We start from the raw sequence: 24,564 nt of genomic DNA, 5'->3' as shown, positions 1-24,564 counted from the left end.
TCGGCCATGATTGCCAACAGACGCCGGAGGCGCTGACCGGCCGCCCAGCTGGTCCCCTGCGCGGCTACCGCAGAACTAGGCGCGGGCGCGGACTACAGGCAGGCTCGCCGTCGGCGGTCCGCTCGGGAACACAGTGGGTTCCGGAACCGGAACCGGCTCCAGGGCCACACGGACGGGATCGCTGCCCACCGTGAAGACCTGTCCGCGGACGTCTATGCCCAGCGGCTCGCCGTCGCGGATGCTGAGGGTGATGGAGCCGGCGTCAAGTTCCACGAGCAGCAGCCTGCCCTGGATCTTGAGGTGGAAGGACAGGGATTCCCATCCGGACGGCAGCCGCGGATCGAAGAACGGCACAGGCCCCTGGTCGCGGAGACCGGCGAAGCCGCACACCAGGGAGCTCCAGACTCCGCCGGTGGAGGCAATGTGGACGCCGTCGATGGTATTCCCGTGAGTGTCGTCCAAGTCGATGAACAGGGCGTGGGTGAAGTGCTCCAGCGCCGCCTTGGTGTACCCCACCTCGGCAGCCATGATCCCCTGCACACAAGCGGAGAGCGTGGAATCTCCGGTGGTGATGGGATCGTAGAAGTCAAAGGCCCGGCGCTTCTCCTCCGCCGTAAAGTCCTGCCACTGCAGGAACATCGCCAGGACGGTGTCCGCCTGCTTGAGCACCTGGTGGCGGTAGATCACCAGCGGGTGGAAATGCAGCAGCAGAGGGTACTTTGACCGGGGCGTTGTCCAGTCCCAGGGCTCCAGGGTCATGAAGTCGTTGTCCTGGGAATGGACCTCCATCCGCTCATCGAACGGAAGCTGCATCCGGTCGGCCGCGGCCGCCCACAGCTGGCGCTCTTCGTCGCTGATTTCGATGTGGTCCAGGGCGGCAGCGGCACGCAGGTTAAAACGCGCCATCACGTTGGTGTAGAGGTTGTCATTGACCACCGCTGTGTACTCATCCGGTCCAGTGACACCGTGGATGTGGAAGAGGCCGTCCTTGCCGAAGAACCCCAGCGAGATCCACATCCGGGCAGTTTCGATCAGCAGTTCAGAGCCCATGCCGTCGCGGAACACTTCGTCACCACTGGCCCAAAGGTACCGGTTGGTGGCGAAGGCGATGGCAGCGGCAATATGGAACTGGGCGGTACCGGCGGCGTAGTACGCGCTGGCTTCCAGCCCGTTGATGGTGCGCCACGGGAACAGCGCCCCGTCTACGCTCAGCTCCTTGGCCCGGATCTTGGCTGCGGGGAGCATGTCGTGCCGGAACTCCAGGACCTGGCGGGCGCCGGCGGGATTGGTGTAGGTCAGGTAGGGCAGGAGGTAGACCTCCTGGTCCCAGAAATAGTGGCCCTCATAGCCCGAGCCCGTGACGCCCTTGGCGGGGATGCCTGTGACGTCGGCACGCGCGGTTGCCTGGGCCAGCTGGAACAGGTTCCAGCGGATGGCCTGCTGCAGCGCTGGCTGGCCGCCCACCACGATGTCCGATGTGGCCCAATAGTCGCGGTAGTGCTCCTCGCTCTCAGCGAAGATGTCCCGGACAGCACGAAGGCCTGCTTCTGCAGCTTCAGCGGCATCCTGGCCCGAATCCTGCACACCGCGGCCTGCGGCGTAGCTGATGCTTTTCTCCAGCAGGAAGGGCTGCTCCGCGCCGACGGCCAGGACGTACCGGACGCTGCTGTCATCCTGGTCAACCAGCGTGTCAAACGGCTGATGGCCCGCCGAGGTCCAGTGATCCACGGCGAGTCCTACCCGCTGCCTGGATTCGGCAGCTTCCCAGGAGAGCCGGAGTGAGCCGTCGCCGCCGTCGAGCCGCAACGGCAGCAGGACGCGCCCAGCGTGGCGGCCGGCACGGCGCGGGTCGTGCGCGGAATGGTCCTCCACCGGCTGGTCCTGGCGGTTGATGACTGAGGACGTCACATCGGCGGAGACGTCCCGGTCCGCCGACACCTCCAGTGAGATGCCCAGGGTTCCGCGGGAGGCGAATCCAACGGCCCGCCGTTCGGTGGTGGTCACCGTGGCGCCGGAACGGCACTGCCAGGTGATGCGGCATTCATAGATGCCGGTGGAGAAGTCCACGGACCGCCGGTAGTCTGCCACGGCAGATTCCGCCAGGCTAAGGGTCTCACCGTCGATGACAACCGTGAAGTTGTTCGCATCCGGGATGTAGATGATCCGCTGGCCGGTCCGCGCAAACCCAAAGGCGTTCTCGGCATGCTTGATGTCCCAAATTTCATGCAGGCCATTGATGAAGCTGCCAGGCAGGTCAGCGTCTGCGGCCGCCCAATGTGCCCCGCGAATACCCAAATGGCCGTTGCCCAGCGCGAACAGGGTTTCGAGCGTGCCTGCGTCGTCCGGTTCATGGCGCGTTTCAACCAGTTGCCAGGGGGTATTGGGGAACCGATCGCGGTCCGCGGTGATGAGAGCCATGGTGTTGGGGTCCTTTGGCGTTGGTGCTGGGCGGCCGGTTCATAGGCGGCTGAGGGAGATGCGGCTGGGGGGACAGCCTGGGAAACCGCGGGGGCGGCCAAGGGTGGAGCAGAAAGGGCGTACAGCCGGGGAAGCTGGGCCCTAAAGGAGTTCCTTGAGGTCGTTGACCACCAGGGTGGCTCCGGCGTCCAGCAGCGTCTGGCGGCCTGCGCCGCGGTCCACGCCAATCACCGAGTGGAACTGCCCGGAATGTCCTGCCTGGACACCGGAGACGGCATCTTCGACGACGACGCATTCCTCGCTGGGCAGGTCCAGCAGTTGCGCGGCGTAGTCGTACGTGGCGGGGCTTGGTTTGCCGGGGAGGCCTTCCGCCGCTGCCACAACGCCGTCCACCACAACCCGGAAGTGCTGGCTCAGGCCCGCCGCCTCCAGCACCGCCGGTGCATTGCGGGAGGAGGAGACGACGGCGATCTTCAGTCCCAGCGCCTGCGCGGCTTCGATGAAGAGCACAGAACCCTCAAACGGCTCCACTCCGCTGCTGACGATGTCGTTGAAGATCCGGTTTTTCCGGTTGCCCAGGCCCTGGACGGTGACGTTGGCGGGGTCGTCATCCGTGGGACCTTCGGGAAGCACAATGCCGCGCGAGGCAAGGAAGTCCCTGACGCCGTCGAACCGTGGCTTGCCGTCGATGTGGTCGAAGTAGTCGCTTTCCTGGTAGCCGGTCACGCCAGGCTGCGAGGCAAGGTATCCCTCAAAGAGTTCCTGCCACGCCCGTTCGTGGACAGTTGCGGTGGGCGTCAGAACGCCATCCAGGTCAAAGAGGATGGCAGAGGCACCGGTCCAGGAGGGACTGATGGTTTTCAGCAGGTCTGTCATGGGCGGTGCGGTGTCCTTTCAGACGGCAGGCAGCCCCGGAGGGCGAAAACGTGTTGGTGGCGGCGTCGGTATCCGCAGGATCAGCGAGCGAGGCAGACGGGCGTGGATGAAAGTTCCACGGCAGGCCGTAGGGCTGCTGATGAAAGTCTTCTACCATCATGGCGGCCGCGCCGCGCCCTGACAACCTCATGAAGCCGAAGAGGAGGCGCTGCACGGGCAGCACCTGGGAACCTATGCATCCGTTATATCTCCGTTCCCGCGGTTAAAGGGCCGGTGGATTGGCCGAGGTCGAGTGTAAGCGCTTACAAATTTGCCGCGCAACTGTTTTTTCAAGCACGCAGGACTGTGACGAAATTCTCAGTGACGGCGGAGGGGTGCGGGCAGCCGGACGGTCCGGCAGGACGGCCAGCCGCATGCGAAAAGAAGCTGCAGCTCGAACGAACAGTTGAGGCCCCTCATGACAGCTAGCTGAGAACGTAGTGGCGCAGGAACGCGCTCACGTCCACCATCTCCGCCTTGCACATGGCGTGTCCCATGCCCGGGTACGTCCTGGCGGTGAGCCGGGTGTTCGCGTTGAGCCACTCTTCCGTGTACTCGATGGCGTCCTCGTTGATGACCAGATCGGCCTTGTCCCGTCCCCAGAAGAAGGGCGGCGGGGCATCAAAGGACTCGCTCAGCGACAGCAGTTCGTTGTTCAGGACAAAGCCGGACAAACCCACTGTGGCCGTGTAGTCGTTCGGGTGAAGCCGCAGCAGGGTGCTGGCCATCGCCATCCCTTGGGAGTAGCCGAACAGGCTCACGCTGCTGTGCTGGCCTTTTACCGAGTTGATCCAGGTATGGACGGCATTGGTGGCGGTGATGACGTCCGCGAAATCGTTGGCCAGGAAGTAGTCCAGCAGGAACCAGCCGTAATCGTCGCCGATCACCATGGGACCCCGCACCGCCGCGCAGGTGAATTCAGGCGGGAGGTAGTCAAACAGCCGCACCATGCGGGATTCGTCCGTGCCGTAGCCGTGCATCATCACCAGCAGCGGGGTGCCGGCCCGTTCGCTCTCCGGCTTGGACCATACAACTGTTTTCATCGGATCAGCCTAGCGAGTCGGCCAACGTGGGAGGACGCCCTGGGCGACCATGCACGTGCCTGAGCAGCACTTTCTTTACCGAAATGCAGTCTGCGATCCCAGCCGTGCCGGAAAAGGTGATGTAGCCTGACATTAGACAGCATGCTTAGTAAGCCGCTCAGGGAACGTCCTCAAGGAACGTAACAGTGACAACAGGTCCGGCAGTCCGCATTCACCGCATATAAAGGAGCAAGTCATGAGAATAGGTTCCTCCATTTTCCTTATCGCCCTCGGCGCCATCCTGGCTTGGGCCATCACCCCGGGTCTGATCCCCAACGTGGATCAGACGCTGATCGGCTACATCCTGATGGCCGTGGGGGTCATCGGCCTGATCGCGTCCCTCATCCTCGCGTCTCCCGGACGCAGCCGGCGCGTTAGTGAAACGCGCTCCGTAACGGATCCCAATACGGGAGAACGGATCACTCGAAACGAAAGCCGTGACGGCCAGCTGTAGCGGCGGGAAACCGACACGCATGAATCCGGGAAAGCCGGGCCAGACCGTAGCGGTCCGGCCCGGCTTTCTTTGTTCTTGTGGTTTTTCATTGACAAACCCACACGAACAAAGATAAAGTCAAGTGATTCAACATCATGTGATGCCAGTCACGGGTGGATATTCCTGGACATTACGCAACGGAGGGTTTTGTGTTCGCCGAGGAGCGCCAGCAGCAGATTGCCGAGCTTGTAGCCGGCAGCGGCAGGGTCAGTGTGAACCTGCTGGCCGAGCGCTTCCGCATCACCACCGAAACCGTCCGGCGGGATCTCGCCACCCTTGAATCAGCCGGCACCATCCGCCGCGTCCATGGTGGCGCCGTGGCTGCAGACCGCTTCACCACCACCGAGGAAAGCATCAAAGAGCGGGCAATCAAGCGTCCGGACCAGAAGATGCGCATCGCCCAGGCTGCCTTGGCCCTTATCCCCCAGACGCCTTCCGGAAGCATCCTGATCGACGCCGGCTCCACCACCGAGGTCCTCGCAGAACTGCTTTCCCGCCGGGCCTCCGGCGACCAGCCTTCCGTACCAGCCAGTTCCGCGGACTCCGGAAGGGAACTCGTGGTGATCACCCACGCCATCCCGATCGCCGGCAAACTGTCCACCACGCCGGGAATCGCCCTCCAGATCCTGGGCGGGCGGGTCCGCGGACTCACCCAGGCGGCCGTAGGCCAGGCCACCGTGGACGCAGCACGCCGGATCCGCCCCGACATTGCCTTCATCGGCACCAACGGCATCCACGCACGCTTTGGCCTCAGCACTCCCGATCCTGAAGAAGCCGCCGTCAAGGCAGCCTTCGTCCATTCGGCGCGCCGCATTGTGGTGCTGGCCGATTCCTCCAAGCTGGACGCGGAAACCCTGGTCCAGTTCGCCTCCCTGAAAGATCTGGACACCTTGATTACAGACAGCGAACCAAGCCCCGAACTTGCAGCCGCCCTGGCAGAGGCCGGCGTCGACGTGGTGATCGCATGATCGTCACGCTCACCGCCAACCCCAGCCTGGACCGCACCGTTGCCCTGCCCGGTCCGCTCGAACGCGGCGAGGTGCAGCGCGCCGTTTCCGTCAGCCAGGAGTCCGGCGGCAAGGGAGTTAACGTCTCCCGCGCCCTGGTGGCCTCCGGGCTGGAAACTCTTGCCGTGCTTCCCGGGGCTGACAGCGACCCCGTCCTGGCAGGGCTGCGTGACACCAAAGTTCCTTTCGCTTCCCTTTCCATCGGCGAGCCGCTGCGCACCAACGTGGCTCTCACCGAGCCGGGCGGCGTGACCACCAAAATCAACGAACCCGGGCCGCTCCTGAACGAGGAACAGCAGGAAGCCCTGATCCAACTGCTGCTTGATCGCTCCCGCGGTGCCAGCTGGGTGGTTCTGGCCGGCTCGCTGCCGCCAGGCTTCCCCGCTGACTTCTACGCCACCGTCACCCGGCGGCTGCGCACCCTTGCCGACGGCGGTGCAGACGGCGGTGCCCCGCGCATCGCCGTCGACTCCTCCGGCGGACCCCTCGCTGCCGCCATAGCGGACACCCCGCAGGACGGCACGTCACAGAATGGCACGTCACAGAATGGCACCTCACAGCAAGGCGCCTCCGGGAAACCGGACCTCCTCAAACCCAACGCCGAGGAACTGGCGGAATTGGCTGCAGCAGCCGGTTTCGCCCTGGCGTCCACCGCTGACGAGCTTGAAGCGGATCCGGCGGCTGCCGCGGCAGCTGCTGCCGCCGTCGTGCGTTCCGGTGTGGGTGCTGTGCTGGCAACTCTCGGATCCAAGGGAGCTGTCCTGGTAACGGCCGACGGCGCGTGGCTGGCCACGCATCCGCCGGTCGCCGCGGTCAGTACTGTCGGTGCGGGCGATTCCTCGCTGGCCGGCTACCTGCTCGCCCACGGCCAGGGCGCCGCCCCGGCCGATTGCCTCCGTCAGGCTGTGGCACATGGTGCCGCCGCCGCTTCCCTGCCGGGTTCCACTGTCCCGGCAGTCCACCAAACCACCCCGGAAGCCGTAACCATCACGGCCCTTCGAAAGGATTGACAGTGACTCAGCTCATCACCACCGAACTGGTCGACCTCGACCAGAACCTGGGCAACTCGCCCGAGGACGTGATCCGGCACCTGGCCAGCAAAGTTGCAGCCACCGGACGTGCCACCGAAGTTGAAGGCCTCTTTGCCGATGCCTTTGCCCGCGAGCAGAAGACCGCCACCGGCATCCCGGGTGGCATTGCCATCCCGCACTGCCGGTCTGAGGCGGTGACCGTTCCCACCCTCGCCATGGCCCGCCTGAACCCCAAGGTGGACTTCGGCGCCAAGGATGGCCCGGCGGATCTGATCTTTTTCATCGCGGCACCCGGCGGCGCGGACCAGGAGCACCTTAAGCTCCTCTCCAAGCTGGCCCGCTCCCTGATCAAAAAGGACTTCACGGCGGCCCTGCGCAATGCATCCTCCCGCGAAGAAATCGTGGAGCTGGTGGACGGCGCCCTGGCTGACAAGCCGGCATCGCACGCTGCCGCCGCGCCGGTTGACGCTGTTGCCGGCAGTGCTGCTGGCGCTTCCGCCGGTGCCTCCGCCGTTGCGGGGGATGGTGTTGGCGACGCGGTTGGTAACGGCCGTGGCCCGAAACGGCTCGTTGCCGTAACCGCTTGCCCCACCGGCATCGCCCACACCTACATGGCTGCCGACTCCCTGGTAGCCGCTGCCAAGGACGTTGGCGTGGACCTCCAGGTGGAGACCCAGGGATCCTCCGGAGCCAAGCCCCTGGACCCGGCAGTGATCGCCGCCGCTGACGCCGTGATCTTCGCCGTGGATGTGGATGTCCGCGGAAAGGAGCGCTTCGCCGGCAAGCCCGTCATCAACGCTCCCGTCAAGCGCGGCATCGACGAACCGGACAAGATGGTCCAGGAAGCCCTCGCCGCGGCTGACAACCCCAACGCACGCCGGGTTCCGCATTTCGGTGCCGAGGAGCAGGCCCAGAACGCGGATATGGAAAAGGGCGAGCACATCGGCCAGAAGCTGAAGAAAGCGCTCCTCACAGGCGTCAGCTACATGATCCCGTTCGTGGCCGGTGGCGGCCTGCTGATTGCCCTTGGCTTCCTGCTGGGCGGCTATGACATCACGGAAGTCGCCGACACGGTGGTCCTGGAGAACAACTTCGGGAACCTTCCCGAAGGCGGCCTCGCGATCTACCTCGGTGCCGTGATGTTCAAGATCGGCGCGCTGTCCATGGGCTTCCTGGTACCGGCGCTGGCAGGTTACATTGCGTACGCCATCGCTGACCGGCCCGGCATTGCCCCGGGCTTCGTTGCCGGTGCGGTCGCCGGATTCATGGGTGCCGGCTTCCTTGGCGGCATCGTCGGCGGCCTGCTCGCCGGTTACATCGCCCATGTGATTGGGACGTGGGCCGTACCTCGCTGGCTGCGTGGCCTGATGCCTGTTGTCATCATCCCGTTGCTGGCTTCCATCGTGGCATCCGGCGCGATGTTCCTCTTCCTCGGTGGCCCGATCGCCGGACTCACGGCCGGCCTCAACGGCTGGCTCTCCGGCATGACCGGCGCCTCCGCTGTGGTCCTGGGCATCATCCTCGGCCTCATGATGTGCTTCGACCTCGGCGGCCCGGTCAACAAGGTTGCCTACGCCTTCGCCGTTGCAGGCCTGAGTGCCGGCAGTGCCACCAACCAGGCTCCGTGGGAGATCATGGCAACCGTCATGGCAGCGGGCATGGTTCCGCCGCTGGCTATGGCATTGGCCACTGTGCTGGACAAGAAGCGCTTCAGCCTCGCCGAGCGGGAAAACGGCAAGGCAGCCTGGCTGCTCGGAGCCTCCTTTATCTCTGAGGGCGCTATTCCGTTCGCAGCTGCAGATCCCCTCCGTGTGATCCCGGCCAGCATGGTGGGCGGCGCAGTCACGGGTGCTCTCACCATGGCTTTCGGGGTTACCTCGCAGGCTCCCCACGGCGGAATCTTCGTCTTCTTCGCCATTGGCAACCTGCTGATGTTCGTCCTCGCCATCGTGGCAGGAACCATTGTCAGCGCGCTGGCGGTCCTGGCACTCAAGCGCTGGGCAGTTCGCGAACCCGCTGCTACCGTGGAGCCCGTTCCCGCAACGGTCTGACCCACATCACCCCATAACTAAATTCCGGCGCTGAACCACAGCCAGCCGAAAGACAAAAGGAGCAAAAATGTCAGAACGCACCGCAACCGTCGCCAGCCGCGTAGGTCTCCACGCCCGCCCCGCCGCCATCTTTGCCGAGGCAGCCGGCGAGTTCGACCTAGACATCACCATTGCCCGTGAAGGCGAGCCGGCGGACGAAGCAATGGACGCCGCCAGCATCCTGTCCCTGATGAGCCTGGGTGCTTCCCACGGTGACGTTGTGGTGCTTCGCGCCGAGGGCGACGGTGCCGACGATGCCCTGGACCGCCTGGTCAAAATCCTGGAAACGGATCACGACGCCGAGTAGCGGCATGCCGTTTTGACAGCAGCGTGCCAACGGCCGCCGTCGAGCCTCTCCCTCTGGGGACTGGCGCGACGGCGGCCGTTTAGTTTTGTGCGCCCTGGCCCAACCAGGTCGCGCTAAGTGTCGTAATGGGTGCCCATAACGACAGTTAGCGCTACCCAGTTGGGTTCATTAGCCGCGCTCGGCGATCTCCTTGACGTCTGCCACCAGCATGTCCCACATGCCCTGCGAATGGTGGGCGGCCTGTTCCGTGGGGTTGTTGTCCTGGGAAAGCGTGAGCAGCGTTCCGCCGTCGCGGGCCTCGAGCGTCCACGTCAGGGTGTGGTAATTCTCCGGAGCGTCTTCCTCGCCGCCCAGCGCGCTGAAATGCGTGTGGACCAGCCGCTGCCCGGGCTCTACCTCGAGGATGTACCCCTTGTCCTCGTAGGGTTTGCCCTCCCACTCTCCGCGCCACACGATGGGACCGCCCACCGTCCAATCGGTCACGAGTTCTGTCCCAAACATAAACTCCTGGACGGCGGCGGGGTCCGTGATCACCTCCCAGACCCGGCTGGGCGGAGCATCTATGGTGACAGCGGACGTCGCCACGTAGTTTCCTGCCACGGCACTCTCCTTCTTCTCGGTTCTTCGGTTCACGCAAGGCCTGCGAGGATGGCTGCGGATCTGCTGCCTGGCGCTGCGGTGTAGGTCAGGATCCGGTGCCCTGAATCATCAGGCATGGTGAGGACCTCGAATCCCAGGTCCAGCTGGCCGTGCTCCGGATGGTTCATCAGCTTCTGCCCCGACATGCAGTTCTCCACGGGATGTTCCGCCCACATCACGGCGAACTCAGGGCTTTTAAGGGTCAGCTCCCCCACCAGCCCGGCAAGCTCGGTATCGTCGGAGAACCGTCCGGAGAGCAAACGCAGGGACGCGACGGCGCGGCCTGCCTCCGAGCGCCACTGCGGGTAGAGCGTCCGGGTGGCGTCGTCCAGGAACAGCATGCGGGTCAGGTTCGGCCGCGCCACAGGATCCTCTGCGCAGCCGTAGGCCAGATGCGATGCCACCAGCCTGTGGCCGGCTTTATTCCAGGCAATCACCTCGGTGCGCTTGCCCACTACCACTGCGGGCACCGCCATGGCCTCCACCAAGCGTTTCGTGCCCTCCCTGACGTGATCCGGCCTGGCGTGATCACGGCCGTAGGGATGGGAGCCGCCGTCATGAGGGTTCCGGGAGGACGTTGACTTTCGGCGCCTGATTCCGGACAGGTCCCGGAGATGTTTTCCTTCCGCCTCCGTCAGGGCCAGGGCCCGCGACAGCGAATTGATGACCGAATCGGAAGCGTTGACGTGCTGGCCCTGTTCCAGCCGCGCATAGTAGGTCACGCTCATGCCCGCCATCATGGCTACTTCCTCGCGCCGAAGACCGGGGACGCGCCGGGTGCCGTAATCCATCAGGCCCACGTCGCCGGGACTCAGGGCAGCCCGTCGTTTGCGCAGGAAGCTGCCCATGGCTGCTGGTTCGTTCATACCCCCGAGTATTCCCGAACAACAGCAAACGTGGGTAGCACTGCCAGTGCTACCCACAACGCGGCGTGGCTGCCGCCGGTAAACCCGTGGACGGTGGATAGCAACAGGACCCACGTCAATGATTGGAACCGCTGATGACAACCCGGCAAACGCCTCCCCTCCAGCACCTGGCCACCCCGACCCAACCGGAGCGGATGACAGGCCGCCAGCGCCTGACCATGATCCTGCTGCTGACCGCCAGCTTCACCCTGGCCGTGGATTTCTCCATCCTCAATGTTGCCCTCCCGACCATAGGAGCCGACGTCGGATTCTCGCTGGAGCACCTGCAGTGGATCGCCACTTCCTTTGCGCTGTGCGCCGCCGGCTTCACGCTGTTCTTCGGGAGAATCGCCGACCTGTTCGGACGTAAACGACTCTTCATCGCGGGCATGGCGCTGCTGGGGGTCGGCTCACTTCTCGGCGGACTGGCGACAGAGCCCGCGCTGCTGCTGGTGGCGCGTGTGGCCCAGGGACTGGCGACCGCCGCCGTGACACCGGCGGCCCTGTCGCTGCTCACCACGTCCTTTCCCGAAGGGCGGCTTCGGGCCAAGGCCCTGGGGCTGAACGGTTCCCTGATGGCAGCCGGCTTCACCACCGGCGCCATTCTCGGCGGGCTTCTGACGGACTTGTTCAGCTGGCGGTGGGCGTTCCTCATCAACGTCCCCGTCGCCTTGTTCGTTCTGGTCCTCGCTCCTGCGCTCCTGTCTGAATCATCAAACCCAAACAGAACCAAGCTGGACGTTCCCGGGGCACTTACCGTGACAGCCGCGCTACTTCTGCTCGTCTTCGGCCTGACCAGCGCCGGGGAGAAGGGGTGGACTGACCAGCTCGCCTGGGGTCCCCTGGCGGCCAGCCTTGTGCTCTTCGCCGTGTTCCTCGTCATCGAAAAGAACACCGCCCACGCCTTGATTCCGGTGGGAATCCTGCGGCGGAACAACATTGCCTGGGGGAACGCTGCCGGAATTCTTGCCTTCGCTACCGAAACCTCCCTGGTCTTTGTCCTGACCGTCTACCTGCAGCAGGTCCTGGGCTACACTCCGCTCGGCGCCGGGCTGTCTTTTGCCGTCCTGGGACTTGGCACGGTGGTGGGTGGGATTGTTGCGCCCAAACTCATTGGCAGGGTTGGCCCAAAAATCACCATTATCAGCGGACTCTCGGTCCAGGCCGCTGCCACCGGCTCGCTGCTCTTCATCACCGCAGATCCTGCCTCGGTGATGTTGGTGCTGGCAGCTACTTTTGTTGGCGGCGTTGCCAACCTGGCGGCCATCGTCGGCTTTATGGTCACCGCAACCACCGGTCTTCCCGACTCCGAGCAGGGCCTCGCCACCGGCTTGGCCACCATGAGCCAGCAGATCGGAATTACCCTGGGCATCCCGGTCATGAGCGCAGTGATGGCCGCGTTCCTCCATCACGGCGCCATTGGTCAGCCGGCCGGCGTACTCGCTGCCGTGGTCCCCGCCATCGGAGTCAATGCGGCGCTATGCCTGGGGACGGCTGCTGTGGTTTCGATCTTCCTGCGCAACCGGGCGGCCGGCAGCTGATACAGCCTGGCTCCCCTCCTCCTGCGCTGCGGGCTGGAGGGGGCCAGCCTGCACGGCGGGAAGCCTCACTCCCTGCCTCAGGACGGTCTGGAGCCTGAATTCACGGTCCACTATCAGGAGGTCAGCCTGCATCCCGGCGCGCAGGCTGCCCACGTGCCCGTCCAGCCCGAGCAGCCGTGCCGGGGTTCCGGTTGCAGCCGCAACGGCATCAGCGGCGCTGACTCCGGCCGCTATGGTCCGACGAACGACGTCGAGCAGGGTTGCCGTGCCGCCTGCCAGGGATCCCGTACTGGTGAGGGTGGCAACAGAGCCCACGACGGAAACCTGCGCCGGGCCGAGCTGGTACTCGCCTTCCGGAAGGCCCGTTGCCGCCATGGAATCGGTGACCAGGACAACGTTGTTCGCGCCCACCAGCTCGAAAACCATCCTGACCGTTTCCGGGTCAAGGTGGACGCCATCCGCAATAAGTTCGACGGCGACAGTCCCGGCACGTGCCAGCCGCAGGCTTGCGGCGGCTGGCCCGGGTGCGCGGTGGTGCATCGGGGGCATGCCGTTGAAGAGGTGGGTTACCGTTGGCCGCGCTCCCCGCATTGAGGACGAGGCGAGCCCGCCTGCCGCATGCTCAAGCGAAACGGCGGCGGTCCGCGCGTCGGAATCCGTGTGGCCGAGGGACGGGATCACGCCGGCCGACACCAGCGTGGAGACAAGCTCATCGGAACCCGGCAGTTCGGGAGCGTATGTCATCGTCTTCAGGTGCCCGCCGGCCTCAGTCACCAACGCCTTCAGGAGCTTGAGGTCAGGTTCCAGCAGCCACCGCGGGTCCTGGGCACCGCATCGCGAATGCGAGAGAAAAGGCCCTTCGGCGTGGATACCGGCAATAAGCCCGTCATCCGCCAAGACCCGGAGCGACCTGATGGCCTTGAGGAGATCGTCCTTCGGCGCCGTGACCACGCTGGCCAGCAGCGTTGTTGTCCCCTGGGAGTGGAGGAAGGACGCGGCCTTCCGGCTGTCCTCCTCATGGCCAGCCGGAAAATCGCCTCCTGCCGCACCATGGCAATGCAAGTCCACTAACCCCGGCAGCACGGCACCCCCGTCGGGAATCCGGATGGTTTCAGCGTGAGGCAGCAGATTCGATTGGAATGCCGAGGCCGGACCCGAAAAGACAATGTTTCCGTCCATGATGGCCAGCACCTGATCCTGGCGGATCTCCCCGTCGGTAATGACGGTCCCTGAAACCAGATAATCCATGTATTGCTGTGCTCCCATGCTTCTGCGTTCAAGTGGTGGAGATGATAGAGGGCCACCAGCCCGGCCGCGGAGGGGCTTTCCGGGAGCCTGCCGGGTTGTCCGTGGGCGGTTAAGCGAACAGTTCCTGCTCTTCGAGCCTCTTCGTCCCCGTGGCTGGAGGTTTGTCCCCGGTGAGCACAGTGACGCCGCTTGCAACAAGGCGCTTTCTGTCCTGGTCCGAGATCCCGGAATCAGTGATGAGTTGGGTGAAGTTGAAGCCGCTCATGGTTGCGAAGGCCCGATTGCCGATCTTGGACGAATCCGCCAGGATGTACGCCCGCATTGCCCTACGGGCCATAGAGGTGTTGACCGCGGCTTCGGCTTCGTCGGCGATGGTGGGGCCGACTTCCGTATCGATGCCGTTCACCCCAACAAAAGCCAGGTCCAGGGCGATCCGCTCCAGGATGATGTCAGTGTGGGGGCCTACAAGTTCATACGAACGGGGGTTGAGCACGCCCCCGGTCACCATGACCTTGATGTTCGGCCGCACGGCCAGCTGGGCGGCGATGTTGATGGCGTTCGTAACCACCGTCAGGGTGGGCCGGTCGGATGGCTCCTGCAAGTCATCCCGGGTGGCCAGGACCTGGGCCAGTGCCGTGCTGGTGGTTCCGCCGCAGAGTCCGATGACAGCGCCCTTGGGGATAAGGGAGCTGGCGGTACGGGCGATTTCTTCTTTTTGGCGGGCGTTGTCATTCCTGTTGTATCTGCCAGGCAGGTCATAGGCCACGGAGCCCTTCTCTGCACCGCCATGGGTGCGGCTCAAGAGCCGCCTGGCCGCGAGGCTGTCGATGTCGCGCCTTGCGGTGGCTTGGGACACGCCAAAGCGGTGAACGACATCATCGATGTCGATCTGTCCGGTTTGTGCCAGCATGTCCAAGATGGCGGCCAGGCGTTCTTGTCTGTTCATGTCTCACCTTGCGAAGAGGGTCAGCAGCCGTGCAACTTCCGGCACGAGCGCGGTCCGCCCGGCCGAAATATATTTTCGGGAATCCACAACATCCGGGTGGGTTTCCAGGTACCCGCGCACTGCGCGGGTAAAGAAGCCGTTCAAATGTGTAGAGACATTGATCTTAGTCATTCCCGCAGATATCGCTGCGACTAGGTTCTCATCGGAAACCCCTGAGGAGCCGTGCAGGACGAGTGGAACCGCGACGGCAGCACGCAATTGCTTGATCAGGTCCAGGTCCAGTTCAGCGGTCCTGTCCGTCATGGCGTGGGACGACCCCACCGCCACGGCCAAGGCATCCACGGCTGTGGCCTCAACAAACATCACTGCCTCAGCCGGGTCGGTCCGCACGCCCGGGGCATGGGCGCCGTCCTTGCCGCCGATCTTCCCCAACTCGGCTTCAACAAAGACACCGCGGTCATGGGCGTACTCGCTGATCCGCTTTGTGGCCTTGACGTTGTCCTCGAAGTCCAGGTGCGCGCCGTCGAACATGACCGAGCCAAAACCGAGGTCTACCGCCTGCCGGGCGAGTTCCTCGTCCTGGGCATGGTCCAGGTGCAGAGCCACAGGCACGCTGGCAGAGCGGGCAGCGGAAAGGCTGGCAACAGCAATAGGCTCCAGGCCGCCGTGGTATTTCACGCAGTTTTCCGAGATTTGGACCACGATGCCGCGATCCGCTTGCTCGGCACCCTGAAGGAGTGCCTCCAGGGTTTCGAGGTGGATGATGTTCAAAGCGCCAAGGCCCCGCCCTAAGCGCACGGCCTCTTCCATCAGGGTGCCGGTTTGCATCAGGGTCACAGTTTCGTCTCCAGGGGGTGAGGATGGGTGGTAAGAATCAGTTGCTCTTCAAGTTCGTGGTGCCGGGCAGAAATGACTCCTGCACCCGGTTCCAGCACGGCAGCAGCCGACCAGGCCGCGGAGCGCTTCAGGAGTTCCTGCAGGTCCCCTCCGTCCACCAAAACCGCTGCGGCCGCCGCTACTGCTGCGTCGCCAGCCCCCGTTGGATTCCCCTCCAGCGGCTCTGGCAGGCGGGCAGACCAGAACTCCTGCGGATGGACGGCGTCGAAGGCGTACATACCGTTGGGGCCATCACTGACCAGCACCCGTTGGGCACCCCTGGCAATCAGGCTCCGGGCTGCCAAGGACAGGTCTTCGATGCCGGTGGCCTCCACCAGCTCCCCAACGTTTGGTTTGAGGAGATCGGCACCGGCCATTGCGGCCTCGACCAGGGCCGGACCCGACGTGTCTATAATCGCCGGCACTCCCATGGAATGGGCCAGATGGACAAGACGGCCGAAATAATCGGCTGGCGCTCCGGGCGGCAGGCTTCCGGAACCGATCAGGCAGCCGATCCCCGATTCCTCGCCGCTGCTTTCCATTTCCTCCTGCACAGTGTCCAGCAGCGACTGCAGCTCGTGCCCGGTGAGGGGTTCTCCCCGTTCGTTGAATATGGTTGTTTCACCGTTGGACAGGTCCACCAGGGCAAAGCTCCGCCGTGTGGCGGCGCGGACTGCCACGATACGGTGCGCCAGCGTGCTGGCTTCCAGGTCCGCAATGAACCGATCCCCGCTGCTTCCCCCGGCCGGCGTTACCGCAACAACCGGAAATCCCTGTTGGTTCAGGACACGTGCGGCGTTGACGCCTTTTCCGCCAGCCTGGGTCAGCGGGGCCTCGACTCGATGTGTCTCACCCTCGCGCAGGCGGCCGATGATGTAAGTTTCGTCAATTGCGGGATTCGGGGTGAGGGTGATGACGCGCGGATGTGGCATGCTATTTCCCTCCCTCCAATGCTTGGTCGGCAAGATCGCGGGCCAGCAAACCCGACCCGATTAGTCCCGCGTCCTGACCCAGCTCGGCTTTCAAAATTTGTGGCCTGCGGTGGAACGAAAGGCCCTCCAGGACCTTGCGGCGGACGGGGGCCAGGAGCGTTTCCCCGGACTCTGCCAGCCCGCCCCCGATGATCACGGCTTCTATCCCCAGGATGGAACAGCACTGCCGGATGGTGTGGGCGAGGGCGTCAGTCGCCTCGGACCAGGCACCCAGGGCGTGCCGATCCCCAAGCTCGACCTGCCTGACCACTTCCTGGGCGTTGGCGGCGGAACGCCCGGACCGCCGTCGATAATTCAAGACAATTGAGCGGGCCGAGGCAACCGTTTCAAGGCAACTCTCGGCTCCGCATCTGCAGCTGCTTCCCCAGGGAACCTGGGCGTGCCCGATTTCGCCCGCATAGCCTCCGCCTCGGACGCGCCGGCCGTCGGCAAAGACGGCTCCGGCGCCTCCTGTTCCCAACACCATCACCAGAACGTCGGCGAAGCCGCGTCCTGCACCCAAGCGAAACTCTGCTTCCGCGGCTGCTCCGACGTCGTGGCCGAAGGCCACCGGCAGCCCGATCCTGTTCTCCAATCGCTCCCGGAAGGGAAAATCGCGCCAGCCCAGGTTTGCCGAGTAGAGCCCGATACCGTTTGGCTCGTCCACCAGACCCGGCACCACCAGTCCGACGGCTGCGATTTTCCCGATCCCGGCTTCCTGGTGCTCCCGCACAAGTTCTTCCGCCCGCCCCAGGACAAGCTCCCCTGCCGTGTTTGCACCGTTGGTTGCACTGTTTTGTTTTGTTGCACCGTGATCCGTCGGAGTGGGAGTGCGCTGAACGGCCAGCAGCTCTCCATTGCGGTCCAGGACCGCGGTCTTGATATCAGTCCCTCCGACGTCGATGGCGATGACTGAGTGTTTGGATGTATTCAGGACCATGCCGGTACCTAGGCGCTGAGAATGACGGAGCGGGTCAGGTTTCGGGGGTGGTCCGGGTCCAGGCCAGCGTGGCGCGCCTTCTCAAGCGCGACCCGCTGGGCATGGACCAGCTGCGCGAGGGGATCTGCGCTGTCCTGGAGATACAGCGCTCCGGCGTTTCCGACTTCCCCTTCGAGCCCGGGAAGGGCCTCACCGAACATCCACGTGACCCTGCGGGGTGCAGCGATGGAAATCGGTCCATGGCGGTACTCCATTGCCGGGTAGGACTCGGTCCAGGTCTGGGCGGCCTCCCGCATCTTCAGGGCCGCTTCGTGTGCGAGTCCGATGGTCCAGCCCCGACCGATGAAGCTGAACTGCTCCGCCGCGATCAGGCGGGGGTCGATCTCAGCGGCAAGGACATCGCGGGCATCCCGGACAGCCCGCGCAAGGTCATGACCCAGCGATGCCTTCAGGTACGCCAGGGCGGTGGTGGCGAAGCGTGTCTGGACCACCGAACGTTCATCCGCGTAGGGAAGGGCAACAACAGCGTCGGCCGCTGCAGCCACCGGCGTCGAATTGTCTCCCACGATTGCTACCGTAGGTACCCGCCCCCGCAACTCCTCCAGGACGTCCAGTACCTCGGTGGTGGTTCCGGAGCGCGTAATGGCCACTACGGCGTCGTACCCTCGGTCCAGGAAAGCCTCAGAGGCGGCGAACGCATCGGTGATTCCTTTTCCTGCCTGTTCACGCAGCACCGCGTAGGACTGGGCCATAAACCATGAGGTGCCGCACCCGATGACTGCTATCCGCTGGCCGTCACGCGGCAGGAGGTTCTCCTTCCGGCTCTGTTCCGCAGCCTGCTCCCAGGTATCGGGCTGGGAGTGAAGCTCCTGCTCCATGTATTTCCCGGGCGTCTGGTTGGTTGATTCTGGCACGGTCACTGGCTCCTAGGTTGTTTCAGTTGTTTCATCGCGGCCTAGCCCTTCAGGCCTGCGTGTGCGAAGCCTTCAATAACCCGGCGCTGCAGGAAGATGAACAGGATGATGATGGGAAGAATGGCCATCAGAGACGCAGCCATCATGGTGGGGTACTCGGCTCCGTGCTCTCCCTGGAAGGAGGCCAGGCCTACTGACACAGGCATCCGGTCCTGGCTGGACGTCACCACCAGAGGCCACAGCAGGACACCCCAGACATCGATGAGGGTGATGATCGCGAGGGCGCTCAGACCCGGACGTGCCAGCGGCAGCATGACTTGGAAGAATGTCCGGAATGGTCCGGCTCCGTCAATTCGTGCTGCTTCCTCCAGTTCGATGGGCAGGCCCCGGAAGAACTGCCTCATCATGAAGGTTCCAAAAGCACTGACCAGGCCAGGGGCGACGAGGCCTGGCATGGTGTTCAGCCAGCCGAGGGCATCGATGATCTGGTACTGGGAAATGATCAGCAGTTCCGGCGGAACCATCAGGATGGACAGCAGAATCCCGAACAGCAGTGTGTTCCCGCGGAAATGCATCCGGGCGAAGGCATAGCCGGCCAACGCGGAGAACACCACCTGCGAGACGGTCCGGGTGACGCTGAAGACGGCCGTATTCCCCATTTGCTGCAGGAAGGGAATGGTGTCGAAAACCGCTGCATAGTTCTCCACCCGCACGGCTCCGGGGATCCACTTTGGTGGAACCGACAGCACCTCCGCGTTGGTCATCAGCGAGGCCGACAACTGATAGAGGAACGGGAAAACCATGATGACCGCGCCAAGGGACAGCACGACGTACGCGGAAACATTCGAGGAATAGCGCCGCTTTCCGGTGTTGCGGGTGCGGGTGTTGTTCGGGCGCGGCGCAACTGCTGCGCGCTGGGCGAGCTCAGACATAAGTAACCCACCTCTTCTGCATCCGGAACTGGAAGTACGTCACAAGGGCAATGATCAGGAGCAGCACCATGCCGATCGCTGCTGCGTATCCCTTGTCGTTGGTGATGAAGGCCTTGTCGTAGAAGAGGTAGACCAGCGTCTCCGACTCCTGCGTGGCCGGGTTGGTGGTCCCAAGCATGACGAACAGGAGGTCAAAGACCTTGAAGCTGCTGATGACGGTCAGCACGGTGACGAAGAAGATGCTTGGCGTCAGCAACGGAACAGTGATCTGCCGGAACTGGGTCCAGGGGCTGGCCCCGTCCAGCTCCGCTGCCTCATAGATTTCGGGTGAGATGCCCTGGAGCCCGGCGCCCAGAATAATCATGTTCAGCCCGAGCGTCAGCCACACGCCCACCAGCGCGACGGCGGTAATGGCCAGACCCGGTGTAGAGAGCCAGTGCGGCCCAGTAATGCCCACAAGCGACAGGGCGTAGTTGATCACCCCGAAATCGCCGTTGTACATAATGCGCCAGACGATCGCCACTGCCGCAGGCATGGTGATGACGGGCAGGAAATACAGGGTACGGAACAGGCCCTTGAACCTCAGGCCAGGGCGGTTGATGAGGCTTGCGAGGTAGATCGCAAGGGGGATGGAGAGAAGGGAGATACCTGCGTAAACCAGTGTGTTACCCAGTGCCTTCAGGGTCTCCGGATCCGTGACGAGGCGCTGGTAGTTCTCCAGACCAATCCACGTGGTGCCTCCGAAAGCGCCCCACTCCGTAAAGCTGAAGTAGACGGATTGCACCATTGGCCACAGGAAGAAGATGCCAACACCCAGGAAGGTGGGGAAGATGAAGAGCCACGGAACGAGGCCTGACTCTTTGCGGGCGGCGCCGCCAGGCCGGCGCGCGGGCTTTTGGGCCGCGCGCCCGACGCTGCTTCCTTTTGCAAGGACTGACACTGGACTATTCCTTCGCCAGGGTTTCGTTCATCTTGGCGGCCAGTTCCTTGCCAGCCTCTTCCGCTGTTTTTTGTCCTGTCCAGACACCGGACAGGATGTCCTTTTCGAGCTTGTTCCATTCCGCGGTGTTCTTGGAGACGGGGTACGGGACGGCGTAGTTCTCGGCTGCGTCAAGGAAGACCTGCAGGTTCCACTGCGGATTGCTGGCCAGGTAGGCATCCTGTGATCCCTTGAAGGACGGGATGACGGTGCCGGACTTGCTCCACGTTTCGGAAGCTTCCTTTGATCCCAGGTAGGCCAGGAAGGTCTTGGCAGCAGCCTTGGATTTGGAGTTGGCCGAGATGACGTGGGCGAGCCCGTGAATAACGGTTGCCTGCTTGGAGTCACGGGGAAGCGGGACCACCTGGATATCGTCCTTAATGGCTGAGAACACGGGGGCTTCGAATGAGGCGCCCCAGATCATGGCCGCCCTGCCAGACGCGAACCACTTGTCACCGCGGGTGTCAGTGAGCTGCTGGGCCGTAGGTGCGGAGCCGTCAGCCATCAGGTCGGCAAAGAGTTTGAGTCCCTTGATGGTGTTGGGATCGTCGTAGCCGCTCTTCTTCTGGTCTTCGGAAATCACAAATCCGCCAGCCTGGGGGATGCTGTTGTAGTAGGTCATCTGTGCATCGCCTGCACGGATGGCCGTTCCGTAGATTCCCTGGTCCTTGAGCTTGTCGCTGATGCGCTTGGCGGTGGACTTGTAGTCCTCCCAGGTCCAGTTGTCCGCGGGGTACGTCTCGCCTGCCTGGTCGAAAATCTTCTTGTTGTACCAGAGGCCTACGGTGTCGAAGTCCTTCGGGACGCCATACTGCTTGTCTTCGTAGCTGTACAGCTTGTTAAGGGATTCCGGATAGTTCGCGGGGTCAATCTTGTTGCCGTCGATGACATCATCCAAGGGTTCAAGCTGGCCGTTGCTGGCATACAGCTGGAAGTTGGGGCCGTTCATCCAGAAGACATCCGGCTGGTTACCCGAGGACGCCTCGGTCTGCAGCTTGGTCCAGTAATTGTCGAAAGGAGTGACCTCGACGTTTACCTTGATGTTGGGGTTTGTCTTGTTGAAGTCGGCCACTATGGTCTTCATGACTTCGGACTGGGCCTGGTTCCACATCGCGAAACGCAGCTCCCCTGAGTCGGCCGGCCCTTGGTCCTGCGTTGGGGACTGTTGCCCTCCCCCACAGGCAGACAACGCCAGTGTTGCTGCCGCCGCCATGGCGACGATTCCTGCTCGGATTTTCATTTTTTCTCCTGGTAATGGATGGAGGTGGAGACTGGGGAGGGTCCCGGCTGCGGGATCCTGACGGGTGCGGGCTGCTGCTGCTTTTGTCCCGACTCGAAGTAGTAGGCAAGGCTCTCGTCGACCATGGGAACGTCCAAGGCGCATCCGTTTCCCCTGAGGGATTCGGTGGCAAGCAGTCCGGCGGCGACGGCGTTTCGTGCCGCGATGGGTGACGTGGCCGTAGGTACTCCATCTGCAGCAAATTTCAGGAACTCGGCCACCATTACCGGATCGGCGCCGCCATGGCCTTGGTCGTCACCGCCGACGGCGTAGATTTCGTCAGGCGGAGCGTGGCCTTCCCGCCTTCTGTTCCACAGGTGGATTTCACTGCCCGGGCCATCGCCCATATTCTCCAGGCGGCCCTCGGTTCCGATGACCGTGTAGTTCCGCCAGTAATCGGGGGTGAAGTGGCATTGCATGTAGGCGCCCAGCACTCCGTTGTCCAGGATCATGTTCATCATGGAGATGTCCTCGACGTCGACTACCGGGTTGAGCCCTGTTTGTGCTTTCGGCGGCCAGTTATCAAGGCTGAACCAGTCGCTGCGCCGTTCTGCGCTTCGGTCCCGCCGGTCCGCGATTTCCCCATAGACGCTGAGGCTGCCGACTGCCGCGACCCGCCGCGAGTAGCCTTTGGCCAGCCAATGGATCACATCAATGTCGTGGGCTCCTTTCTGCAGAAGCATGCCGCCGGACTTGCTCCGGTCCGCGTGCCAGTCTTTGAAATAGAAGTCGCCGCCATTGCCGATGAAGTGCCGGCACCAGATTGCTTTGACGTCCCCGATGCGGCCCTCATCAATCAGCTGCCGCATCTGGACGATCACTGGCATATGCCGCATGTTGTGGCCGATGTAAAGGCGCGTTCCGGTGCGGAACGCCTCCTCCAGTACCTGGTCGCAGTCCTCCAGGGTGATGGCAAGGGGCTTTTCGCAGAAGGTGGTAATGCCGGCCCTCAGCGTTTCCAACGCCAGGGCGGCGTGCGTATGGTCCGGCGAGGTAATCATCACGGCGTCCAGGCCAAGGGCCAGGAATTCACGAAGGCTCCCCGTCACGCGGGCGTCAGGATAATCCGCTTGCGCACGGTCCCGTGCGGCTTCACTTGGATCAAAAACGGCGGCGACTTCCGAGCCTTCATCGGGCTTGTGGGCGTAGTGCGCGATCGATGAGCGCTCCCCAAAGCCAAGGATTCCCACTTTCAGGGTCATGGTCCCACTTTCGTTGCGTTCGGGGTGTGGCTCGTATCACGACGTTAGAACGGCACGGAGGGTTTTGCAAGAGTATGCGTGATTTAGGCAAAATTCACTCATTCTCAATCACCCTGTTTGGCACTGCTCGGCCCATCATCTAATGCCTAACCACTCGAGACAGTCAGTATGCTGCCAAATCCAGCCGGTTTACTGTTTCCTATGCTTGTTCAAAGTGTGATTATTTCTGAGTGATTCATCTTAGAATCACGCACACTCTTGCGTGGCGCCGTTGGGAGGCCTAGCATCGGAGGGTCGATTTGCCTGCGCCCGCCACTCCTGGCGGCCCTGAAGGAGTGAAGCCTTGACCGAACCAACCCAACGGCCGAATGTCGTACTGATCCTCGCGGACGACCTTGGCTGGGGTGACGTGGGATGCAACGGGGCAGAGCGAATCAGCACTCCCCACATTGACTCACTTGCGCAGCAGGGAACCCGGTTCACTGATGTCCACTCAGCCTCGGCGGTGTGCACCCCCAGCCGGTATGCCCTTTTGACGGGTCAGTACAGCTGGCGCACACGGCTCAAAAAGCGTGTCCTGATGGGCCACGCCCCCGCACTCATCGAGAGCGGGACGCCCACTGTTGCATCCGTTCTGCATGGCTGCGGATATCGCACGGCAGCCATCGGAAAGTGGCATCTGGGACTGGGTTGGCGGCACAAGGACGGAACGAAATGGAAGGCTTCCAACCCTGACCACCCGTTGGAGCTGGAATCGGTCGGCACGGACTCGCGCCTGCTCCTGAACAGCGTGGATACCGGGGATACCATCGACTACACGAAAGCGTTCGAGGACGGCCCGCTGGAGGTCGGATTTGACCGGTTCTTCGGTATCGCCGGGTCCTTGGATATGCCGCCGTACTGCTTCCTTGAGCAGGACAGGACAGTGGGCATCCCAGCGGAGCCGAAACGCGAGTACCTCACCGAACAACGCCCGGGCCTGCAGACACCGGACTGGGACGAGCACCAGGTAGATCTCCGTTTCACTTCTGAAGCGGTCCGCTTCATCGAGGAAGCACCCTCCGAGCAGCCGTTCTTCCTCTACTTTGCGCCATCGGCGCCCCACCGCCCCCAGGTTCCGCCTGAATTCCTCAGGGGCACCTCCCAAGCCGGACCCCGCGGGGACTCTGTGGCTTTCGTCGACTGGATGACCGGTCAAATCCTCGAAGCCCTGGATAGAACGGGGCGATCCCAGGACACCGTGGTGATCTTCACCAGCGACAACGGGGCGCCCACTGTTTATGACGACGGCGACACCACCATCCACAGGCCAAATGGGCCCTGGCGTGGGCAGAAAGGGGATTTGTGGGACGGCGGGCACCGCGAACCGTTCATCGTCCGGTGGGCCGGCACCGTTCCCGCCAACGCTGTCAGCGATCAGCTGCTTGGACTGGTAGACATGCTTCCCACCCTTGCCGCGCTGGTTGGTGCGGACCTGCCGGAATTGCCCGTGGACGGTGTTGACGTCTCGCCTGCCCTCCTGGGAGAACCGTGTCCTCCCAGGGTTCTGGTGCACCACAGCATGGAGGGATCATTCTCAGTGCGCGACGGATCGTGGAAGGCATTGTTCTCGACGGGTTCGGGAGGAGGCTTCTCTGAACCGGCGGGCGTTCCCGTGACCGCTGAGGAACCCGGGGGCCAACTCTACGACCTGGCCACGGATCCCGATGAACAGGAAAATCTTTGGGAAAGGCATCCGGAACAGCGCCAGAGGATGCAGGGACTGTTGGAGGACATCATCGGCCCTGACGCAGCAATCGATGCCCATGCAGCGGCGGGATCCGAGGGGCAGAGCATTGACCGATGAGGA

At 63.4% G+C, this 24,564-nt stretch carries 22 protein-coding genes; 7 read left to right on the top strand and 15 right to left on the bottom strand.

Going from position 1 to position 24,564, the window contains the following annotated elements; translation table 11 throughout:
* Window positions 1–75 precede the first annotated feature (75 nt).
* The 3 genes from M1E17_RS02470 to M1E17_RS02460 form a co-directional block, all read right to left on the bottom strand.
* Window positions 76–2,418, bottom strand: a complete 2,343-nt coding sequence (locus tag M1E17_RS02470; protein WP_457965210.1) for a glycoside hydrolase family 65 protein — start codon at window positions 2,416–2,418, stop codon at window positions 76–78.
* A 141-nt stretch (window positions 2,419–2,559) separates the two neighbouring features.
* The gene (locus tag M1E17_RS02465; protein WP_457965209.1) at window positions 2,560–3,294 is read right to left on the bottom strand and encodes an HAD family hydrolase; all 735 of its coding nucleotides are present in this window, start codon (window positions 3,292–3,294) and stop codon (window positions 2,560–2,562) included.
* A gap of 464 nt (window positions 3,295–3,758) precedes the next feature.
* On the bottom strand, window positions 3,759–4,376 hold the full coding sequence (locus tag M1E17_RS02460; RefSeq protein ID WP_457965207.1) for an alpha/beta hydrolase: 618 nt from the start codon (window positions 4,374–4,376) through the stop codon (window positions 3,759–3,761).
* A gap of 235 nt (window positions 4,377–4,611) precedes the next feature.
* Here M1E17_RS02460 and M1E17_RS02455 point away from each other — a divergent pair, with 235 nt between their 5' ends.
* The 5 genes from M1E17_RS02455 to M1E17_RS02435 all read left to right on the top strand — a co-directional run bounded on the left by M1E17_RS02455 (window position 4,612) and on the right by M1E17_RS02435 (window position 9,343).
* The gene (locus M1E17_RS02455; protein ID WP_457965206.1) at window positions 4,612–4,869 is read left to right on the top strand and encodes a DUF6458 family protein; all 258 of its coding nucleotides are present in this window, start codon (window positions 4,612–4,614) and stop codon (window positions 4,867–4,869) included.
* 188 nt (window positions 4,870–5,057) lie between these two features.
* Window positions 5,058–5,876, top strand: a complete 819-nt coding sequence (locus tag M1E17_RS02450) for a DeoR/GlpR family DNA-binding transcription regulator (RefSeq protein ID WP_457965205.1) — start codon at window positions 5,058–5,060, stop codon at window positions 5,874–5,876.
* On the top strand, window positions 5,873–6,925 hold the full coding sequence (locus M1E17_RS02445) for a 1-phosphofructokinase family hexose kinase (protein ID WP_457965204.1): 1,053 nt from the start codon (window positions 5,873–5,875) through the stop codon (window positions 6,923–6,925). Before M1E17_RS02450 ends, M1E17_RS02445 begins: the two co-directional genes overlap by 4 nt.
* 2 nt (window positions 6,926–6,927) lie before the next feature.
* Window positions 6,928–8,997 (top strand): PTS fructose transporter subunit IIABC, encoded by a 2,070-nt coding sequence (locus M1E17_RS02440; RefSeq protein ID WP_457965202.1) that lies wholly within the window; start codon window positions 6,928–6,930, stop codon window positions 8,995–8,997.
* Between the two features lie 67 nt (window positions 8,998–9,064).
* Complete coding sequence (locus M1E17_RS02435) at window positions 9,065–9,343, top strand: HPr family phosphocarrier protein (protein WP_457965201.1); 279 nt, start codon at window positions 9,065–9,067, stop codon at window positions 9,341–9,343.
* A gap of 168 nt (window positions 9,344–9,511) precedes the next feature.
* On the opposite strand, the gene M1E17_RS02430 is transcribed toward M1E17_RS02435, so the two are convergent.
* Window positions 9,512–9,943, bottom strand: a complete 432-nt coding sequence (locus tag M1E17_RS02430) for an SRPBCC domain-containing protein (protein ID WP_457965199.1) — start codon at window positions 9,941–9,943, stop codon at window positions 9,512–9,514.
* A 29-nt stretch (window positions 9,944–9,972) separates the two neighbouring features.
* Window positions 9,973–10,848, bottom strand: a complete 876-nt coding sequence (locus M1E17_RS02425; protein WP_457965197.1) for a helix-turn-helix transcriptional regulator — start codon at window positions 10,846–10,848, stop codon at window positions 9,973–9,975.
* Window positions 10,849–10,982: 134 nt separating this feature from the next.
* On the opposite strand from M1E17_RS02425, the gene M1E17_RS02420 reads away from it, so the two are divergent.
* On the top strand, window positions 10,983–12,428 hold the full coding sequence (locus M1E17_RS02420; RefSeq protein WP_457965196.1) for an MFS transporter: 1,446 nt from the start codon (window positions 10,983–10,985) through the stop codon (window positions 12,426–12,428).
* On the opposite strand, the gene nagA is transcribed toward M1E17_RS02420, so the two are convergent.
* The 10 genes from nagA to M1E17_RS02370 form a co-directional block, all read right to left on the bottom strand.
* Complete coding sequence (gene nagA, locus M1E17_RS02415) at window positions 12,366–13,676, bottom strand: N-acetylglucosamine-6-phosphate deacetylase (protein ID WP_457965194.1); 1,311 nt, start codon at window positions 13,674–13,676, stop codon at window positions 12,366–12,368. The two genes, M1E17_RS02420 and nagA, sit on opposite strands and share 63 nt — an antisense overlap.
* A gap of 109 nt (window positions 13,677–13,785) precedes the next feature.
* Window positions 13,786–14,622 carry a DeoR/GlpR family DNA-binding transcription regulator gene (locus M1E17_RS02410; RefSeq protein ID WP_457965192.1) on the bottom strand — a complete coding sequence of 279 codons (837 nt, stop codon included), beginning with the start codon at window positions 14,620–14,622 and terminating at the stop codon, window positions 13,786–13,788.
* 3 nt (window positions 14,623–14,625) lie between these two features.
* Complete coding sequence (locus M1E17_RS02405) at window positions 14,626–15,459, bottom strand: class II fructose-bisphosphate aldolase (protein ID WP_457965190.1); 834 nt, start codon at window positions 15,457–15,459, stop codon at window positions 14,626–14,628.
* Complete coding sequence (locus tag M1E17_RS02400) at window positions 15,456–16,430, bottom strand: 1-phosphofructokinase family hexose kinase (protein WP_457965189.1); 975 nt, start codon at window positions 16,428–16,430, stop codon at window positions 15,456–15,458. The genes M1E17_RS02405 and M1E17_RS02400 overlap by 4 nt, the downstream gene beginning before the upstream one ends.
* Window position 16,431: 1 nt before the next feature.
* The gene (locus tag M1E17_RS02395; protein WP_457965188.1) at window positions 16,432–17,409 is read right to left on the bottom strand and encodes an ROK family protein; all 978 of its coding nucleotides are present in this window, start codon (window positions 17,407–17,409) and stop codon (window positions 16,432–16,434) included.
* Window positions 17,410–17,417: 8 nt separating this feature from the next.
* The gene (locus tag M1E17_RS02390; RefSeq protein WP_457967953.1) at window positions 17,418–18,287 is read right to left on the bottom strand and encodes an SIS domain-containing protein; all 870 of its coding nucleotides are present in this window, start codon (window positions 18,285–18,287) and stop codon (window positions 17,418–17,420) included.
* Window positions 18,288–18,364: 77 nt separating this feature from the next.
* On the bottom strand, window positions 18,365–19,255 hold the full coding sequence (locus M1E17_RS02385) for a carbohydrate ABC transporter permease (RefSeq protein ID WP_457965186.1): 891 nt from the start codon (window positions 19,253–19,255) through the stop codon (window positions 18,365–18,367).
* Window positions 19,248–20,195, bottom strand: coding sequence for a carbohydrate ABC transporter permease (locus M1E17_RS02380; RefSeq protein ID WP_457965185.1), 948 nt, complete (start codon window positions 20,193–20,195; stop codon window positions 19,248–19,250). The genes M1E17_RS02385 and M1E17_RS02380 overlap by 8 nt, the downstream gene beginning before the upstream one ends.
* Window positions 20,196–20,199: 4 nt before the next feature.
* Window positions 20,200–21,474 (bottom strand): ABC transporter substrate-binding protein, encoded by a 1,275-nt coding sequence (locus tag M1E17_RS02375; RefSeq protein ID WP_457965183.1) that lies wholly within the window; start codon window positions 21,472–21,474, stop codon window positions 20,200–20,202.
* Entirely contained in the window at window positions 21,471–22,715 is a 1,245-nt protein-coding gene (locus tag M1E17_RS02370; RefSeq protein WP_457965181.1) for a Gfo/Idh/MocA family protein, read from the bottom strand. Before M1E17_RS02370 ends, M1E17_RS02375 begins: the two co-directional genes overlap by 4 nt.
* 343 nt (window positions 22,716–23,058) lie before the next feature.
* Here M1E17_RS02370 and M1E17_RS02365 point away from each other — a divergent pair, with 343 nt between their 5' ends.
* A complete protein-coding gene (locus M1E17_RS02365; RefSeq protein WP_457965179.1) occupies window positions 23,059–24,561 on the top strand; it encodes a sulfatase family protein in 1,503 nt (500 codons plus the stop codon).
* Window positions 24,562–24,564 lie beyond the last annotated feature (3 nt).

This window comes from Arthrobacter sp. D1-29, from assembly GCF_054130585.1.
This window is presented reverse-complemented; position numbering and strand designations above follow the sequence as displayed.

Excerpts from the sequence above, each read along its gene's own strand:
- M1E17_RS02470 (WP_457965210.1), bottom strand. The coding sequence starts at position 2,418 with ATGGCTCTCATCACCGCGGACCGCGATCGGTTCCCCAATACCCCCTGG.
- M1E17_RS02465 (WP_457965209.1), bottom strand. The coding sequence starts at position 3,294 with ATGACAGACCTGCTGAAAACCATCAGTCCCTCCTGGACCGGTGCCTCT.
- M1E17_RS02460 (WP_457965207.1), bottom strand. The coding sequence starts at position 4,376 with ATGAAAACAGTTGTATGGTCCAAGCCGGAGAGCGAACGGGCCGGCACC.
- M1E17_RS02455 (WP_457965206.1), top strand. The coding sequence starts at position 4,612 with ATGAGAATAGGTTCCTCCATTTTCCTTATCGCCCTCGGCGCCATCCTG.
- M1E17_RS02445 (WP_457965204.1), top strand. The coding sequence starts at position 5,873 with ATGATCGTCACGCTCACCGCCAACCCCAGCCTGGACCGCACCGTTGCC.
- M1E17_RS02435 (WP_457965201.1), top strand. The coding sequence starts at position 9,065 with ATGTCAGAACGCACCGCAACCGTCGCCAGCCGCGTAGGTCTCCACGCC.
- M1E17_RS02425 (WP_457965197.1), bottom strand. The coding sequence starts at position 10,848 with ATGAACGAACCAGCAGCCATGGGCAGCTTCCTGCGCAAACGACGGGCT.
- M1E17_RS02420 (WP_457965196.1), top strand. The coding sequence starts at position 10,983 with ATGACAACCCGGCAAACGCCTCCCCTCCAGCACCTGGCCACCCCGACC.
- nagA (WP_457965194.1), bottom strand. The coding sequence starts at position 13,676 with ATGGATTATCTGGTTTCAGGGACCGTCATTACCGACGGGGAGATCCGC.
- M1E17_RS02410 (WP_457965192.1), bottom strand. The coding sequence starts at position 14,622 with ATGAACAGACAAGAACGCCTGGCCGCCATCTTGGACATGCTGGCACAA.
- M1E17_RS02400 (WP_457965189.1), bottom strand. The coding sequence starts at position 16,430 with ATGCCACATCCGCGCGTCATCACCCTCACCCCGAATCCCGCAATTGAC.
- M1E17_RS02395 (WP_457965188.1), bottom strand. The coding sequence starts at position 17,409 with ATGGTCCTGAATACATCCAAACACTCAGTCATCGCCATCGACGTCGGA.
- M1E17_RS02390 (WP_457967953.1), bottom strand. The coding sequence starts at position 18,287 with ATGGAGCAGGAGCTTCACTCCCAGCCCGATACCTGGGAGCAGGCTGCG.
- M1E17_RS02385 (WP_457965186.1), bottom strand. The coding sequence starts at position 19,255 with ATGTCTGAGCTCGCCCAGCGCGCAGCAGTTGCGCCGCGCCCGAACAAC.
- M1E17_RS02375 (WP_457965183.1), bottom strand. The coding sequence starts at position 21,474 with ATGAAAATCCGAGCAGGAATCGTCGCCATGGCGGCGGCAGCAACACTG.
- M1E17_RS02370 (WP_457965181.1), bottom strand. The coding sequence starts at position 22,715 with ATGACCCTGAAAGTGGGAATCCTTGGCTTTGGGGAGCGCTCATCGATC.